Below are 16,000 nucleotides of genomic sequence, written 5' to 3' on the forward strand. Positions count from 1 at the left end.
GTCGCTACGGCGCACGGCCGGATTCGTGGGTGGAGCGGTCTGCTGGATGATACTCATCGGCCTGGCATCGCATCAGCTGATGCCGCCCCTCATGCTGGTTCCGGTGGCCGTGGCCCAGTGGGCGCAGTCCCGGGCGACCGCGGAGTGGGAGCGGGTGAACGGGGCAGACCTGTGGCAGCCCGTGCCCGGGCTGCTGGGTGCCCGAGGCCCGGTGTTTCGTGTGCCGGCAGAGGGCGGTATCTGAAGCCACGGCCTCGGGGAGGAGGCTGCCACGCCCGCCACCGCTTTGGGAGAGAGGCTGGGGAGCCGCGCCAGTGACCTGCCGCTTCGCCGGCCGAGCTTGCGGTCACGGACGTACCCGCCGACCACCCTTGTTGACCGCTGCTGACCCCTGCATCTGGCACGGCGAGCACCGGGTGGACCGCGCGGCAGGCTCTGTGCTTCAACTGTCGCTCCTCGTGCGGCTTGCCGTCGTCCGTCTACGCAGAGCCCACTTGCGGCCGTGCCGCCGTAATGCGAACTACGGGCTGCTCGGCCGGTCGTCCGCGTACCCGCGGTCGGTGATGACTGACTGCGGTTGCGGTGGTTGCTGTACTTCGCTGCTGTACCGCAGCTCCATCGAGCCCCCGCCGAGCAGGGCGGCTTCGGCGTAGTCAACGACGACGGCTCCACCGCTACCGGCTTCCTGATCGACGAGATCGCCCGGGAAGGCGCCGGGCGGATGCTCGCCGCCGCACTGGAAGCAGAAGTCCGCTGGCCGCCGCTGGTGAGTGTGCACGCGCCTATGTCCGCCGCTGTGAGCGAGCGGTCCGCGCAACGAAACTCCCGCTTTCCGGGCTCCCCGCCTGCTCAGCCCACCGCTCTCCCCAGCTCCCATCCCGAGGGGTGGTCCAGGCCGCACGCGATGCCCTTCGCGCCGCTCTCACCCACACCGTGACCGAGGAGGAGATCAGCAGGAACGTGGCCTCTTTGGTCAAGGTCCCCAAGCCTCGTCGCCGCCGGATCAAGCCGTGGTCCGTGGTCGAAGCGGGGCGCTTCCTCGCCGATTCCCTCGCCCGCGAAGATCCTCTGTTCGCGGCCTGGGTGCTGGTGCTCTGCCTGGGGCTGCGGCGGGGCGAAGTACTCGGGCTCACCTGGAAGTCGATCGACTTCGAGACTGGCGAGCTGTACGTGGACCACCAGATCCAGCGGGCAGGCCGCCAGATCCTCCACCGGGAGACCAAGACGGATGAGTCCGACGACTACCTTCCCCTCCCCGAGTTCTGCCTCAAGGCGCTCCGCATGCGTCGCGCTCAGCGGATCGGAGACCAGAAGGCGGCCGGGGAACTGTGGCAGTACACCCCGGGCCTGGTCTTCACCACGAAGTACGGAACGGCCATTAAGGCGGCACAGCGGATCCTGCGGCACTCGCAGATCGCCATGACGATGGAGGGCTACGCCGAAGCGAGCGAGGAAGAGGTGCGGGCCGCGCTCGGCAGGCTGTCCGCTGCGATGGGCGGCACCGGTACGGGAACCGGCTCACATCAACCGCTGACATCAACCGTTGCTGTACTTCGTTGCTGTACGGCCCCGAAATGCCAGAGGCCCCGGAGTGATCCGGGGCCTCTGGCCTGTGCGCACTCGGCAGGATTCGAACCTGCAACCTTCTGATCCGTAGTCAGATGCTCTATCCGTTAAGCTACGAGTGCTTGTTCTGTTTTTTTGTCTTCGCTCCCGGCCCTTCCGGCCCGCTCGCGGCGACAGGAAGAACATTACATGACTGCCGCCGTCATGTGAAATCCGTTCCGCATACCCCTTGTGACCTGGGGAAATGCCATCCTGAGGCATATGTCCGGGAGGCGTGCAACGGCGAAGCCCCGGTCGGGTTGACCGGGGCTTCGGTGATCACGCGCGGAGGCGGAGGGATTTGAACCCTCGATGGGCTTTAAGGCCCAAACCGCATTAGCAGTGCGGCGCCATAGACCGGACTAGGCGACGCCTCCAGCACAACCGCTCCCGCGAGCGCGCGAGTGGTGCGTGCAGATGATGACACAGTCGAGCGTCGTGTCACCAATCGCCCCCCACGGTACTAGGCAGGCGGGTCGCAGGGCAAAGCCCTTGTCGTCGTGGTGGCGGGGCGCAACATCCCGGGGCGTGCCGCGTTAGTCCCGGCATGGTGCAGGCCGGCTCATTCAGCTCCCCCTCCTCCGCGTCCTCCCCCTCCTCCGCGTCCTCTCCCACCCCCCGGTGGCTCCTTCTGGGCGCCTTCGCCGCCGCCCTCGCCTCGCTCCCCGTCGTGCCCGCCACCGCCTCCGTGGCCGCGCCCCCACCGGTCCGCGACGAGGACCGGGCGGGCGACCACCTCACGGTCACCGTGCGCGACGCGGGCGGCGGCAGGGACGGGACGTACGAGCTGTACTGCCATCCCGCCGGCGGCAGCCATCCCGACCCGCGCGGTGCCTGCGGCGTGCTCGAGCGGAGCACGCGCTGGGGACGGGACGTCTTCGCGCCCGTTCCGGCGGACAGCGCCTGCACCACGCTGTACGGCGGTCCTGCCACCGCCCGTGTCACCGGCAGCTGGGCAGGGCGTCCCGTCGACGCGACGTACGACCGCCGCGACGGCTGCCGGATCGACCGCTGGAACCGGCTTGTGCCGCTGCTGCCCGACCTGGGTTCGTGATCCGCCCGCCCGCCGCCACCCCGCCCCCCGCTGACGTCCATACGTACGCCCCCACCCCCTCACGGGTGAACAACCCCCCGCTCGTCGGCTCCGTGTCGCGGAAGCGGGGCCTCCGTAAAAGTGCCGCGAAGGTCTGGGGAAGCGAAAGCGAAAGGTGGGCGGGGCGGTCACAGGTCCCCCCTCACTTCACCGTGCGACCTCCCTCTCATCCGGCGTCGCGAGCGCAACCTCTGCGCATAGACTCCCTCGCGTGACACGCTGCGGGCCGGTTGGCAAGATGGCCCCGGCGGTCGGCAAGGTGCGGTAACAGGGAGGAAGCGTTCGTGAGCAGCAGGCCATCCCGAGGCGCTGCTCGCCTCGCTGCCATACTCGACGCGCTGCCCGACGCGTTGGTACTGGTCAACGCCAACGGGACGGTCGTCAACGCGAACACCATCGCCCTGGAGGCCTTCGAGACCCCGGGTACCGCCCTCGTCGGGCGAGGGCTGCTCGACCTGCTGCCGGAATTCGACTCCAGGCTGATCCCCGGCTCGATGCGGCGGCCCGACCACATCGATCCGAGGAGCCGGACGAAGCCGACGCGGATGATCGCGCGGCGCACCGACGGGACCGAGTTCCCGGTCGAGGTCACGAGCGCGAATCTGGAAAACGGCCAGCAGGCCTACGACGGCCACGGCTACACCGGCGACGAACTGCTCATGCTGGTCGTCCGCGACCTGTCCGGCACCGTCGACACCGAGGCCGAGCTGGCGCGTTCCCAGCGGCAGACCGAGATGATCCTGCGGGCCGCGTCCGAGGGCGTCGTCGGCACCGACACCGAGGGGCGGATCGTCCTCGTCAACCCGGCCGCCGCCCAGATACTGGGCTTCCGGGCCGGCGAGCTCGGCGGCCGCGAGCTGCACACGCTCGTACTGCACTCGCGCGCCGACGGCTCGCCCTTCCCGTACGAGGAGTCCCCGCTCGCCGACACCCTGCGCTCCGGGCGCAAGCACCGGGTGCGCGGGCAGGTGCTGTGGTCCAAGAGCGGCGACAAGGTGCCGGTCGACCTGACGACCGCGCCGGTGCGCGACGGCGACCAGCTCGTCGGCGCCGTGATGACCTTCGCCGACCGGCGGCCCTTCGACTCCCTCGTCCAGGAGAAGGAGTCCGCGGCCGAGCGGCACGCGAAGGAGCTGGAGCGGCTCGCCGAGGAGCACGCCTCCGAGCTCACCGCCCTGCGCCAGCAGCACGTCGCCGAGACCGAGGAGCTCACCGAGCGGCACGCGGAGGAGCTCGCCTCGAACGAGGAGCGCTACGCCGCGCTCGGCGAGCGGGAGAAGGACCGGTACGAGGCGCTGGCCGCCCGGCACGAGCAGCTGCTCACCCTGCTCGGCGCCTCCCTGCGCGGGCCGCTCGACGAACTGCGCCGCGAGCTGGCCGCCCTCGCCGCCGACGACGCCGGACAGCTGTGGCCCGAGGCCAACCAGGTTCTTCACCACCTGTCGGCCGGTTACTCGCGGATCACGACCCTCATCGACAACGTCCTCGGCTACCAGCTCCTCGACTCCGGCGGTGACGCGATCACCCGTACGAAGGTGATGCTCGACGCGGTCGTCGCGGCGGGTGTCGACGGGGCCGTGGAGCTCATCGGTCCCGGACGGGTGCAGTTCGCCGTGCACGCGCCGCCCATCGAGGCCGAGGTCGACCCGCAGCGCCTCGCGACCGCGCTCGCGCACCTCGTCGCGGATGTGGCGGGCGTCGACGCGACCGGCAACACACCCGTGTCGGCGGGCGGTTACATGGACAACACCGTCGTCGTAGCGGCGGCGCAGCGCGGCGAGGTCGTGCGCATCGAGGTGCGTGGGCCGTATGCCGGGGGAGACCCGGTGCACGAGCCGATCGTGCGCGGGATCGTCCGGGCGCACGGCGGCGTGCTGCAGACGCACGAGGTGCCGGGGATGAGCGGCAGTGCCTTCGTCCTGGAGGTCCCCCTCGGGGGCGGCGCGGGCACCGTTGCGGCGGACGCGCAGGCCCCTGCCGCCACGGCGGCCGCCCAGGCGCCTGCTGCCGCGGCGGGTGCGCAGGAGGGGGCCTCCGCGGAGGTCGCCCTTGCCGAACCGGCCTCCGGCGGCGGGCGGCGGCGGGCCCGGCGGGCGTCCACCGACGCGTTCCTCGAGGGGGACCGAGAGGGCGAGGCTCCCGACGCCCGGTCGGCCCCGACGGGGCGGCGCCGCAGGCGTACCACCGGGCAGCCCGCGCAGCCGGCGCAGCCCGAGCTGCCCGCGCAGTCGGCGGCCCAGGAGACGGAGGGCTCCGGCGGTACCGGACGGCGGCGTGGACGGCCCGCCGAGGACGCGTCCGTGACCGAGGGCGCCGTCGTCACCGCGGCCGAGCACGCCGCGGGGACCGCGGCCTCGGGTACGGGCCTGGGGGGCACGGTCCCGCCGCAGGGCGTGCCCGCGCCCACCGGACGGCGCGCCCGGCGTGACGGTGACGCACCGCAGGCGCTGCCCCCGGCGCTGCCCGCGGTGACGGAGGAGACGACGGCCGAGCCGTCGGCCCCGCAGCCGACCGGGCGCCGCAGGCGTGCCCTGGCCGCGGCCACCGAGCGGGCCGCGGCGCAGGAGGCGGCTCCGCGTACGGTCTTCGCACTGCCGCCCGCCGACGCGGACCGGCCGGTCCAGGACCCGTCGGGGCAGCAGGCCCAGATGCCTGCGCAGGGCGCTGGTCCCGCCGTCGGCTCCGAAGAGGGGCGGCACGACGCGGTGCTCCACGACCAAGCCCACGACCACACCCCGCCCCAGCCGCATCCCACGAGCGCGCCGACCGGCCGTCGGCGGCGGGCGGTGGCCCAGCCGGCCGAGGCCGCCGCTGCGTCCGCCACGCCCGCGCAGGGCGTTCCCGCGCAGGCGGTGGTGCCCCGGAGTGGCCCACCCGGACAGGGCGGTCCCGTGCCGCCGCAGGGGACTGCGGTGGGCCAGGGGCAGGCGGTACCGGGCGCCGCGCAGGCCGTTCCGGCGGTGCCCGGACAGTCCGTCGCGGCCCAGGCCGCCGTGGGCCGGCCGGTCGCGCCCCAGGCAGCCCCCGGCCAGCCGGTCGGGGTGCAGCAGGTGCCGGGTGGGCAGGTGCCCGGCCAGAGACTTCCGGTACAGGATGCTTCCGGGCAGACGGCTCTGCCCGCCGCGGGCGGTGCCGGCCAGGGGCTCCCGGAGCAGGACGCCGCGTCCACCCCAGTCGCCCCGGTGCAGCACCCGGGGGGGCCGGGGCAGGGCGTTCCCGCCCAGGGCCAGGGCGCCCCTGCCGTACAGGCGACCCCCGCCGCCGGTACCCCGGCCGCCCAGCAGTGGCCCGGCACGGACGACACCTCCGGCGCGGGTACTGCCGTGCCGCCGATCCCCGCGGCCATGCCCATGCCGCCGAACGGCGCCGCACCCGTCGCACCGCCGAACGCGCCGGGCGCACCCCTCCCGCCGCACGCACCGAACGCGCCGGGCGCACCCCTCCCGCCGCACGCCACCGGCGCCCCACTGCCACCGGCCGCCACCGGGACTCCCGCGGGTACGGCCCAGGCCGCCGCCTCCCCGCAGCCGGAGGCAGCGGCGGCGGTCCCCGGCTCCGGTACTCCGCCTCAGGGCACGCGGGCCCCCGGCACCCCGCTCCCGCCCCAGCAGGTCGCCGGTGCGCAGCCGGTCGGGCAGACGGTCGGCGCCCCCCGCGCGGCCCAGCCGCTGCCGGCCGAGGCCGCCCCGGTCGATCCGAACTCGACCCAGGGGCGCGCGATCAGCGTGCGGACGCTGGGGCAGGGCGTGCCGTTCAGCCGGCAGGCGGCTCAGGTGCAGGCGCCGCAGCCGCAGTCGGCCACCCCGCCCCCGCACGCGCCGGGCGGTTCCGGCCGTCGGCGCAAGCTGGGCACGCCGCCGGACCCCGCGGCCGCGCGTGCGGAGCAGCGGCCGGAGCAGGCGGGCCGCCCGCACCCGCCCGCCGAGCAGCGGTCCGCCCAGCCCTCGCCGGGCGGATCCCCCGTTCAGCCGTCCCTGGCCGGGCAGTCCCGGCTCGTGCAGGTCACCGAGGGCGCCGGACGGTCGTACGCCATAGGGGCCCCGGACGAGAACGCCGCCGAGGGGCCCGAGCCGCTGGACGGTCCGGGCGGTGCCGTCGAGATCGCGGACACCCCCCGTCCGCAGCCGATGGACGACGAGCTGCCGCCGGAGCCGCTGGACAACCCGCGCCGGCTGCTCGTGTGGCCCGCCCCGGACGTCACCACCCAGCAGGCGCTCAGCGACCGTGGCTACCGGCCGGTGATCGTGCACTCCCGCGAGGAGGTGGACGCGCAGATCGCGGCCTTCCCCGCGGCGCTGTTCGTCGACCCGCTGACCGGGCCGATCACCCGTACGGCACTGCAGTCCCTGCGCCAGGCGGCCGTCGCGGCCGAGGTGCCGGTGATGGTCACGGCGGGCCTCGGACAGGCGACGCGCGAGGCGGCGTACGGCGCCGACCCGGCCGTCCTGCTGAAGGCCCTCGCTCCGCGGGACAGCGAGCAGCACCCGCCGCGCGTGCTGCTGATCGAGCAGCACGCGGAGATCGCGCTGGCCCTGACGGCGACGCTGGAGCGGCGCGGGATGCAGGTGGCGCGCGCGGCGAGCGACGCGGACGCGGTGACGCTGGCGGGGCAGTTCCGGCCGAACCTGGTCGTGATGGACCTGATGCAGGTGCACCGGCGCCGGGCGGGCATCGTCGACTGGCTGCGTACCAACGGGCAGCTCAACCGCACTCCGCTCGTGGTCTACACGGCCGCCGTCGACCAGGCCGACCTGCCGCGCCTGGCCTCCGGCGAGACGGTGCTCTTCCTCGCGGAACGGTCCACCAGCGGCGAGGTGCAGACGCGCATCGTCGACCTGCTGTCCCGTATCGGCACCAACTAGTGCCCCGGCAGGCAACGTTCGCCCGTCAAGGAGTGGCGTCATGGGAGTCCCCCCTGCTCGAGCGAAGCCGAGAGCCTGGGGGAGCGTGCTCTCGGCGTGCCGGCCGGAAGTCCTCGTACTGGACGTACTTGGGCTTTCGGCCGGTGCGGCGAGTGAGGGTCCCCCCTGCTCGAAGGGCTTGGGGGAGCGCCGGGCGTCGCGACGGGGCGAACGTTGCCTGCCGGGGCACTAGGCACCCCCTCGGCAGAAACACCCCAAGGAGGGCCCGCGCCTGAGGGCGCCCCCCTCGGGCAGGCGCACTCCTGAGGGCACCCCTCAGGCAGGCATCCCCTCAGGGCGCCTGCCTGGCGGTCAGGCGGCGGGCCGCCTCGCGGATGGAAGCGCGCAGGCGTTCGCGGTCGTCGTCCGCGCCGCCGACCAGGATGCGCCGCATCTGCGGGACGACGGTGGCCCAGTTGACCAGCGCGACCAGCAGGAACAGCAGGTCACGGGCGGGGATCGCGTCCGTGATCACGCCTCGGTCCTGGCCGTCCTGGACGGCGGCGACCTTGCGGGCGTAGTGGTTCTGGCGCTCGGTCTCGTCGGGCAGCTCGGCGGTGCCGTACTCGATGCCCTCCCAGTACAGCAGGCGCAGCAGTTCGGGGTGGGCGGCGTGGTAGTCCATCAGCCGGTCCATCCAGCCCTCGATGTCGTCCGGGTCGACCGGGACGGCGGCCGCGAGGTCGACCATGCGACGGCCGAGCACCTGGGAGAACAGCTCCGCCTTGTTGCCGAAGTAGGCGTAGATCAGCTGCTTGTTGGCCTTGGCCTCGGCCGCGATGCGGTCGATGCGGGCGCCCGCGATGCCATGGCGTGCGAACTCGGCGACCGCCGCCTCGAAGATCCGGGCCTTGGTGGCCTCGGGGTCCCTTGCTGCCATGGTGACAGCGTAGCGCTCAAGTAACCAACTATTTGGTTGACAGGGAATCCGCCGCCCGAGCAGACTGTTCCATCGTCCAACCAACCAGTTGGTTATAAGCGGATCGGAGGCCCTCCGCCCATGCCGTCCCCTGTCCTCGAAGCGCAACGGACGCCCGCCCGGCCGACCACGACCGGAACGCACCGGCCCACGCTCTTCCTCGCCCTCATCGCCCTGTGCACCGCCGTCACCGCGGGCAACATCTACCTCGCGGCCCCGATGCTCCCGCTCATCGCGCACGACGTCGGCTCGGCCCCCTCGACCGTGACCTGGATCGCCTCGGTCGCCCAGTTCGGCTACGCGACCGGCCTGCTCTTCTTCGCTCCGCTCGGCGACCGGGTCAACCGGCGACCGCTGGTCGCCGCACTGTCCCTGGTGACCACGGCCGCCCTGGTGGCCGCCGCCGCGGCGCCCGGCACCGGCGCCCTCGCGGCCGCCGTGTTCGTCGCCTCCGCCGCGACCGTCGTCCCCCAGCTGCTGGTCCCACTGGTCGCCGAACGCGCCCCCGCCGACCGCCGCGCCCGCCATGTCGCGGCCGTCATCGCGGGCCTGTTCACCGGCATCGTCGCCGCCCGTGTCCTCGGCGGACTGGCCGGGCAGGCCTTCGGCTGGCGCTGGGTGTTCGTGGGCGCGGCCGTGCTGACGCTCGCCCTCGGCCTGGCGACCGCCCTCGCCCTGCCGTCGGAGCGCCGCCGCCGCACCGGTCCGCTACTGGCCGGCGTCACCGCCCTGCCCGGACTCGTCCGGCGCTCGCCCGACCTGTGGCGGGCGTGCCTGCGGCAGGCCGGGATGTTCGGCGCCTGGAGCGCCCTGTGGACCTCGCTCATCCTGCTGCTGACGGGCCGGTCCTACGGCCTGTCGACCGCGACCGCCGGTCTGTTCGGCCTCTTCGGGCTGGCCGCCACCGCGGTGGCCCCGCTCGCCGGGGGCCTGGTCGACCGGTTCGGCGCGGCCAAGGTCGTACGGTCGGCGTACCTGCTGGCCGCCGCGTCCGTGCCGCTGTTCTGGCTCGGCGGGCATGCGATGGCGGCGCTGTGCGCGGCCGCGGTCGCCGTCCACGCGGCCCTGGTGACCTCCCACGTGGCCAACCAGACCCTGGCCCTGACCACCACGTCCACCCCGGCGACCGCCAACACGGCCTACGTCGTCTCCGGCTTCGCGGGCGCCGCCCTCGCCTCGTCCGTGGCCGGCCCCGCGTTCGCCCACTGGGGCTGGACCGGTGTCTGCGCGGTGGCCGCGGTGTGGCTGGCGGTGGGGTGGGGTACGACCGCCCGCCCGGGACGGCGGTGAGTGCGGTGCCCCATGCGTGTGCCCCATGCGGTGCCCGATGGGCCGTGGGGCTGCGCCCGGGACGGCGGTGAGTGCGGTGCCCCATGCGTGTGCCCCATGCGGTGCCCGATGGGCCGTGGGGCTGTCGCACCGGGGACGGGCGGCGGGGGGGAGCTGTGGAGCAGTCCGGAGCTCCCCACCCGGGGTGTTCGGCCTCTCGCCGGTCAGAGCTGGGTGACGTCCAGCTCACCGGCCGCGTAGCGGCGGCGCAGCACCTTCTTGTCGAACTTGCCGACGCTGGTCTTGGGCACCGCCTCGACCACCGTCCAGCGTTCGGGCAGCTGCCACTTGGCGATCCTGCCCTCCTCGACCAGGAAGGCGCGCAGGGTCTCGAAGTCGGCGGTGGCGCCCTCCTTGAGGACGACGGTCGCCAGCGGGCGCTCGCCCCACCGGTCGTCGGGGACGGCGACGACGGCGGCCTCGGCGACGGCCGGGTGGGCCATGAGGGCGTTCTCCAGCTCGACCGAGGAGATCCACTCACCGCCCGACTTGATGACGTCCTTGGCCCGGTCGGTGAGGGTGAGGAAGCCCTCGGGGCTGATGGTGCCGACGTCGCCCGTCTTCAGCCAGCCGTCCTCGCTGAACTTGTCGGCGGGACGCAGCGGTTCGGCGTCGGGACCGTTGTAGTAGGCGCCCGCGATCCACGGGCCGCGCACCTCCAGCTCACCGGCGGACTCGCCGTCCCAGGGCAGGCGTTCGCCGCCGGGTCCGGTGAGACGGGCCTCGACACCGGCCGGGAAGCGGCCCTGGGTGAGACGGTAGGCGAGCTCCTCGTCGGTGCCGACCGCGTGGGCCGGCGGACGGGCCACCGTGCCCAGCGGGGAGGTCTCCGTCATGCCCCAGGCGTGGCAGACCCGCATGCCGAGCCGGTCGAAGGCCTCCATGAGGGAGGGCGGGCAGGCGGAGCCGCCGATGGTGACCTGGGTGAGGGACGTGACGTCCCGGGGCCGCGCGGTCAGCTCCCCGAGCAGGCCCTGCCAGATGGTGGGGACGGCCGCCGCGTGGGTCGGCCTCTCGCGCTCGATCATCTCGGCGAGCGGGACGGGCTGCAGGAACCGGTCCGGCATCAGCATGTTGACGCCGGTCATGAAGGTCGCGTGCGGCAGACCCCAGGCGTTGACGTGGAACTGCGGGACCACCACCAGGGAGGTGTCCCGGTCGGTCAGGCCCATGGATTCGGTCATGTTGACCTGCATGGAGTGCAGGTAGATCGAACGGTGGCTGTAGACGACGCCCTTGGGGTCGCCCGTGGTGCCGGAGGTGTAGCACATGGCGGCGGCCTGCCGCTCGTCGATCTCCGGCCAGTCGAACCTGGCCGGCTTGCCCGCGATCAGTTCCTCGTACTCGTGCACCCGTGCGTGGGCGCCGTCGAGCGGGGAACGGTCGCCGGGGCCGGAGACGACGACGTGCTCGACCGTCGGCAGCTTGGGCAGCAGTGGAGCGAGCAGCGGAATCAGGGAACCGTTGACGATGATCACCCGGTCGGCCGCGTGGTTGACGATCCACACCAACTGCTCGGCGGGCAGGCGCAGGTTGAGCGTGTGCAGCACCGCACCCATGGACGGGATCGCGAAGTACGCCTCGACGTGTTCGGCGTTGTTCCACATCAGCGTGGCCACCCGGTCGTCGCCCCGGACGCCGAGGTCGTCGCGCAGGGCGTTGGCCAGCTGCGCGGCGCGGACACCCGCCTCGGCGAAGCTGCGCCGCTGCGGCTCGCCGTCCCCCGTCCACGTGGTGATCTGGGACCGTCCGTGCACCAGCACTCCCTGGGCCAGGATGCGGGTGACGGTCAGCGGTACGTCCTGCATGGTGCTCAGCACGGCGTCCTCCCGGGGCGGCATTGCCTACGCGGTGGTAAAGGATGCGCTGATTCTGCGCACATACCGCGCGGTATGTCACTAGGGCAGGGCGATCGATCACGCGTCGCCGTGCAGGTCCTGCTCGCGCGAGGCCGAGCGTGGGGGTGGAGGTGAGGGTGGATGCGGGGTGGATTGTGGGGGTGCGGTTGGGGGTCGGGGTGGGGTTCCGGGTGGGGTTCCGGGTGGGGGAGTGTGCAGGGCGTCGCGAGGCAGGCCAGGGCTGGCCGCGGCGTAGGCGGGACGTGGACGAGGGGCCCAGCGGACGAGGGGCCTAGCGGACGAGGGGCCCAGCGGACGAGGGGCCTAGCGGACGAGGGGCCCAGCGGACGAGGGGCCTAGCGGACGAGGCCCAGTTCCGGATCCTCGCGGAGTTTTCCGAGTGCCCGTGACACGGCCGACTTCACCGTGCCCACGGACACCCCGAGCACCTCGGCCGTCTGGGCCTCGGAGAGGTCCTCGTAGTACCTGAGGACGACCATCGCCCGCTGCCGGGCGGGCAGTTTCGCGATCGCCCGCCACATGGCGTCGTGCAGCGCCTGCTGCTCCGCCGGGTCGGCCGCGTCGGGCATGGGCTCCGGCTCGGGCAGTTCGTCGCACGCGAACTCGTCCACCTTGCGCTTGCGCCACTGCGAGGTGCGCGTGTTCAGCAGCGCGCGGCGCACATAGCCGTCGAGCGCCCGGTGGTCCTCGATCCGCTCCCACGCGACGTACGTCTTGGCGAGCGCGGTCTGCAGCAGGTCCTCCGCGTCGCTCGGGTTCGCGGTCAGCGAGCGGGCGGTGCGCAGCAGCACGGGCCGGCGGGCCCTCACGTACGACGCGAACGAAGGAAAAGCCGGGGTCTGCGTCGTCGGTACCGCGGCGTGCGACGCGCTGGTGCAGACGGGTGTGGTCATGGCTCCACGCTATGAGCGGCTGCCACCGCGGCGGATCGGCCCCAAGTCCCGAAGCAGAGTCCGACTCAGGTTGTACGGGTGGGGTCGACCGCACCTCCTGTAGGTGGACGAGCGGGCGGCGCGCCCTGCGGGTTCACCCCAGGGTGGCTCAGCCGTCCGCCGTGAGGACCAGGCCCGAGGTGGGCACCCCCGTCCCTGCCGTGACCAGGGTCCGGGCCGCTCCCCGCACCTGGTTCACGGACGTGCCGCGCACCTGTCGTACCGCCTCCGCCACGCCGTTCATCCCGTGCAGATACGCCTCACCGAGCTGTCCCCCGTGGGTGTTGAGCGGCAACTGGCGCTCGGCCACGAAGTCCGCCGCCTCCCCCCGGCCGCAGAATCCGAACTCCTCCAGCTGCATGAGCACGAACGGCGTGAAGTGGTCGTAGAGGATCCCGACGTCGATGTCGGCAGGAGCCAGCCCGGAGGTCCGCCACAGCTGGCGCGCGACCACGCCCGTCTCGGGCAGCCCGGTCAGGTCGTCACGGTAGAAGCTCGTCATCTGCTCCTGGGCGCGGCCCGAGCCCTGGGCGGCGGCCGCGATGACGGCGGGCGGGTGCCGCAGGTCGCGCGCCCTCGCCACGGAGGTCACCACGAGCGCCTGCCCGCCGTCGGTCTCCTGGCAGCAGTCCAGCAGCCTGAGCGGTTCGACGATCCAGCGCGATGCGGCATGGTCGGCGAGTGTGATCGGGCGGCCGTGGAAGTACGCCGCCGGGTTCGTCGCCGCGTACGCGCGGTCCACCACCGCGACATGCCCGAAGGCCTCCGGCGTCAGACCGTGGGCGTGCAGATAGCGCTGCGCCGCCATCGCCACCCAGGAGGCCGGGGTGAGCAACCCGAACGGCAGCGACCAGCCGAGCGCCGCGCCCTCCGCCGACGGCTCGCGCTGCTGCACCCCCGAGCCGAACCGCCGGCCCGACCGCTCGTTGAAGGCGCGGTAGCAGACCACCACCTCGGCCACGCCCGCCGCGACGGCGAGCGCCGCCTGCTGGACGGTCGCGCAGGCGGCCCCGCCGCCGTAGTGGACGCGGGAGAAGAAGGACAGCTCCCCCATTCCGCAGGCCTGGGCCAGGGTGATCTCCGGGCTGGTGTCCATGGTGAACGTGACCATCCCGTCCACGTCCTCGGCGGTCAGCCCCGCGTCGTCGAGCGCCGCCCGCACCGCCTCGGCGGCCAGCCGCAGCTCGCTGCGCCCGGAGTCCTTGGAGAACTCCGTCGCACCGATGCCGGCGATCGCCGCGCGCGAGCCCAGGGCGTCCCGCATCCGCGCACTCATGTCGCGCCCCCCGGCGGGAGGGTGACGGTGACCGTGCCGGTCACATGCCGGCCGATGCCGTTCTCCCCGACGATGCGGATCGTGGCGGTGCCGCCGTCCGTCTCCTCGACCGTGCCCGTGAGCACCATGGTGTCACCGGGGTAGTTCGGCGCCCCGAGCCGGATGGCGACCGTGCGGAGCACGGCCGCCAGCCCGAAGTGGTCGGTGACGTAGCGGCCGACCAGGCCGTTGGTCGTGAGGATGTTCATGAAGACGTCCGGCGAGCCCTTGTGGCGCGCCAGCTCCGGGTCGTGGTGCACGTCCTGGTAGTCCCGCGACGCGATCGCACCCGCCACGATCAGCGTGCGCGTGATCGGTATCTCCAGCGGCGGCAGCTGTGCGCCGGCCCTCGGCACCGTCATCCCTCACTCCCCACGTCCGGCCTCGCCGCCGGTGACCCGGAAGACCGGCAGGACCACCGGGTCGTCCCCCGCGGCCCCGGCCCCCTCTTCTTCGTAGTGCTGGAACTCCACTCTGACCGGCAGTCCGATGCGGACCTCGTCGTACGGCACCCCCACGACGTTGCTCACCATCCGCACCCCTTCCGCCAGTTGGATCAGGCCGACCGCGTAGGGAGGGTCGAAGGCCGGGAAGGGCGGGTGGTGCATCACGACGTAGGAGTACACGGTGCCCTCGCCGCTCGCCTCGACGGTGTCCCACTCCGGGCAGCCGCAGGCGTTGCAGCCGGGCAGCCAGGGGTGGCGCAGGGTCCCGCAGCCGGTGCAGCGCTGGATCAGCAGCTGGTGCCGGGCGGCGCCCTCCCAGAAGCCGGCGTTGTCCCGGTTGACCACGGGGCGGGGGCGGCGTGCCCGGGTCGCCTCGGGCCGGGTCACCTCCGGCCGGGCCGCCACGGGCCGGGCCGGTCGGTGGGCCGGGGCGTACTTGAGGATGCGGAAGCGGTGCGTCCCGGCGAGCTCGGGTCCCACCCGTACGTCCATCCGGGTGGTGACGAAGTAGCCCGTGCCGAGCTTCGTGGTCTTGCGCTCGGAAACCGATTCGATCACCGCGTCGAAGGTGACCTCGTCGCCCGGCCGCAGGGGCCGCAGATACTCCTGTTCGCAGTCGGTGGCCACCACCGCGGTGCACCCGGCGGCGTCGAGCAGGGCGAGCAGTTCGTCGAGGGCCTCCGTGCGCCCCGTGTGCCCGGACAGTCCGCCCATGGTCCACGCCTGGAGCATGGTGGGCGGGGCGATCGCGTCCGGCCCGGTGTACGCCGGGTTGGCGTCGCCCATGGCCTCGCACCAGTGCCGGATCATCGGCGCGTTCACCGGGTCCCTTCCGGTCCCGGCGACGGCGGCGGACCGCCCCTCGTACGCCTTGAGCCGCGGCCCCAACTCGTCGGCCCGGCCGTGCGCCTGGTTCCTCACCACCGCCTGCGCCCCCTCGGCGTCGCCTCGCCGTGACTCACCTTGGCCGCGCCCGGCTCCGCTGAATCCCGCAGGGGACGGCAGTTTCTGACTGTCCGTCAGGTAAGGGGGCACTGTCAAGGTCACCTCCGGGCACCGTCGAGGTCATCTACGGCACAAACGTCTGCGCGGCGGCGCCGAAGCACCACCGCGCAGACGTGTGAATTCCCCTCAAAAGCACACCCACGAGATTTCAGGGCCGGCCGGTGGTCCCCAAACTGCCGCCCGGCCCTTACGGCTCACCAGAGGTGGGCGAAGTGGACGGCGACGTTCCTGTTGCCCTGCTGGAGGGCCGTGGGCGCGGAACCGTTGACCTGGGCGGTATTGCTCTGGTTCGAGGCGCCGCCGACCGCCTGCTGCTGGGTGGTGGACGAGTTGCCGCTGTTGTCGTGGCCGACACCACTGCCGACGACGCTCGCGGCACCGGCGTTCGATCCGTTGTCCGCGATGGCGCCGTTGTCCGCGGCCGCGACGCCGCCGAAAAGAACGGTCGCGAGCGGCAGAGCCGAGACGGCGGCGATGGCGCGGACAGTACGGATACTTGCCATGTTGCTCCTCCAGAACACATGAAGTAAGGCTGCTGCCAGGGAAGTTGGCCGACCACCCCGGCGGTTTCTCACGACGTCGCGAGACCAGAGTTG

Annotated in this window: 12 protein-coding genes, 2 tRNA genes and 1 pseudogene; 5 read left to right on the forward strand and 10 right to left on the reverse strand. The window is 73.1% G+C overall.

Annotation, left to right across the window (positions count from 1 at the left end; all coding sequences use genetic code 11):
- The first annotated feature begins 46 nt into the window (after positions 1-46).
- Positions 47-244: a hypothetical protein gene (locus AB0A61_RS00070; protein WP_361283567.1), complete on the forward strand. Its 198-nt coding sequence runs from the start codon at positions 47-49 to the stop codon at positions 242-244.
- 276 nt (positions 245-520) lie between these two features.
- Here the strand turns inward: AB0A61_RS00070 and AB0A61_RS00075 are convergent, their stop codons facing one another.
- Positions 521-778, reverse strand: a complete 258-nt coding sequence (locus AB0A61_RS00075; RefSeq protein WP_361285013.1) for a hypothetical protein — start codon at positions 776-778, stop codon at positions 521-523.
- A 95-nt stretch (positions 779-873) separates the two neighbouring features.
- Here AB0A61_RS00075 and AB0A61_RS00080 point away from each other — a divergent pair.
- Positions 874-1,506: pseudogene (locus AB0A61_RS00080) on the forward strand (site-specific integrase); the annotation flags it as partial.
- A gap of 109 nt (positions 1,507-1,615) precedes the next feature.
- Here AB0A61_RS00080 and AB0A61_RS00085 read toward each other — a convergent pair.
- Positions 1,616-1,688 (reverse strand) — tRNA-Arg (locus tag AB0A61_RS00085).
- Positions 1,689-1,891: 203 nt separating this feature from the next.
- Positions 1,892-1,982 (reverse strand) — tRNA-Ser (locus AB0A61_RS00090).
- Positions 1,983-2,152: 170 nt separating this feature from the next.
- On the opposite strand from AB0A61_RS00090, the gene AB0A61_RS00095 reads away from it, so the two are divergent.
- Together AB0A61_RS00095 and AB0A61_RS00100 are read left to right on the forward strand one after the other, a co-directional pair.
- Positions 2,153-2,659: an SSI family serine proteinase inhibitor gene (locus AB0A61_RS00095; protein WP_361283570.1), complete on the forward strand. Its 507-nt coding sequence runs from the start codon at positions 2,153-2,155 to the stop codon at positions 2,657-2,659.
- A 323-nt stretch (positions 2,660-2,982) separates the two neighbouring features.
- Positions 2,983-7,560 (forward strand): PAS domain-containing protein, encoded by a 4,578-nt coding sequence (locus AB0A61_RS00100; RefSeq protein ID WP_361283573.1) that lies wholly within the window; start codon positions 2,983-2,985, stop codon positions 7,558-7,560.
- Between the two features lie 331 nt (positions 7,561-7,891).
- Here the strand turns inward: AB0A61_RS00100 and AB0A61_RS00105 are convergent, their stop codons facing one another.
- Entirely contained in the window at positions 7,892-8,479 is a 588-nt protein-coding gene (locus AB0A61_RS00105) for a TetR family transcriptional regulator (RefSeq protein WP_361283576.1), read from the reverse strand.
- 120 nt (positions 8,480-8,599) lie between these two features.
- Here AB0A61_RS00105 and AB0A61_RS00110 point away from each other — a divergent pair, with 120 nt between their 5' ends.
- Positions 8,600-9,808, forward strand: a complete 1,209-nt coding sequence (locus AB0A61_RS00110; protein WP_361283579.1) for an MFS transporter — start codon at positions 8,600-8,602, stop codon at positions 9,806-9,808.
- Between the two features lie 203 nt (positions 9,809-10,011).
- Here AB0A61_RS00110 and AB0A61_RS00115 read toward each other — a convergent pair whose 3' ends face one another.
- From AB0A61_RS00115 to AB0A61_RS00140, 6 genes are all read right to left on the reverse strand, one after another.
- Entirely contained in the window at positions 10,012-11,688 is a 1,677-nt protein-coding gene (locus tag AB0A61_RS00115; protein ID WP_361283582.1) for a long-chain fatty acid--CoA ligase, read from the reverse strand.
- Between the two features lie 353 nt (positions 11,689-12,041).
- On the reverse strand, positions 12,042-12,599 hold the full coding sequence (locus AB0A61_RS00120; protein WP_361283585.1) for a SigE family RNA polymerase sigma factor: 558 nt from the start codon (positions 12,597-12,599) through the stop codon (positions 12,042-12,044).
- Between the two features lie 148 nt (positions 12,600-12,747).
- A complete protein-coding gene (locus tag AB0A61_RS00125) occupies positions 12,748-13,914 on the reverse strand; it encodes a lipid-transfer protein (protein ID WP_361283588.1) in 1,167 nt (388 codons plus the stop codon).
- Complete coding sequence (locus AB0A61_RS00130) at positions 13,911-14,315, reverse strand: MaoC family dehydratase (RefSeq protein ID WP_361283591.1); 405 nt, start codon at positions 14,313-14,315, stop codon at positions 13,911-13,913. The genes AB0A61_RS00125 and AB0A61_RS00130 overlap by 4 nt, the downstream gene beginning before the upstream one ends.
- Positions 14,316-14,318: 3 nt before the next feature.
- Positions 14,319-15,323 carry an OB-fold domain-containing protein gene (locus tag AB0A61_RS00135; protein WP_361283594.1) on the reverse strand — a complete coding sequence of 335 codons (1,005 nt, stop codon included), beginning with the start codon at positions 15,321-15,323 and terminating at the stop codon, positions 14,319-14,321.
- A 275-nt stretch (positions 15,324-15,598) separates the two neighbouring features.
- Positions 15,599-15,907, reverse strand: a complete 309-nt coding sequence (locus tag AB0A61_RS00140; RefSeq protein WP_361283596.1) for a hypothetical protein — start codon at positions 15,905-15,907, stop codon at positions 15,599-15,601.
- Positions 15,908-16,000 lie beyond the last annotated feature (93 nt).

It is taken from the genome of Streptomyces sp. NPDC046197, assembly GCF_040646295.1.
Taxonomy (GTDB): domain Bacteria; phylum Actinomycetota; class Actinomycetes; order Streptomycetales; family Streptomycetaceae; genus Streptomyces.

Excerpts from the sequence above, each read along its gene's own strand:
- AB0A61_RS00140 (WP_361283596.1), bottom strand. The coding sequence starts at position 15,907 with ATGGCAAGTATCCGTACTGTCCGCGCCATCGCCGCCGTCTCGGCTCTG.
- AB0A61_RS00070 (WP_361283567.1), top strand. The coding sequence starts at position 47 with ATGATACTCATCGGCCTGGCATCGCATCAGCTGATGCCGCCCCTCATG.
- AB0A61_RS00115 (WP_361283582.1), bottom strand. The coding sequence starts at position 11,688 with ATGCCGCCCCGGGAGGACGCCGTGCTGAGCACCATGCAGGACGTACCG.
- AB0A61_RS00095 (WP_361283570.1), top strand. The coding sequence starts at position 2,153 with ATGGTGCAGGCCGGCTCATTCAGCTCCCCCTCCTCCGCGTCCTCCCCC.
- AB0A61_RS00105 (WP_361283576.1), bottom strand. The coding sequence starts at position 8,479 with ATGGCAGCAAGGGACCCCGAGGCCACCAAGGCCCGGATCTTCGAGGCG.
- AB0A61_RS00120 (WP_361283585.1), bottom strand. The coding sequence starts at position 12,599 with ATGACCACACCCGTCTGCACCAGCGCGTCGCACGCCGCGGTACCGACG.
- AB0A61_RS00125 (WP_361283588.1), bottom strand. The coding sequence starts at position 13,914 with ATGAGTGCGCGGATGCGGGACGCCCTGGGCTCGCGCGCGGCGATCGCC.
- AB0A61_RS00110 (WP_361283579.1), top strand. The coding sequence starts at position 8,600 with ATGCCGTCCCCTGTCCTCGAAGCGCAACGGACGCCCGCCCGGCCGACC.
- AB0A61_RS00130 (WP_361283591.1), bottom strand. The coding sequence starts at position 14,315 with ATGACGGTGCCGAGGGCCGGCGCACAGCTGCCGCCGCTGGAGATACCG.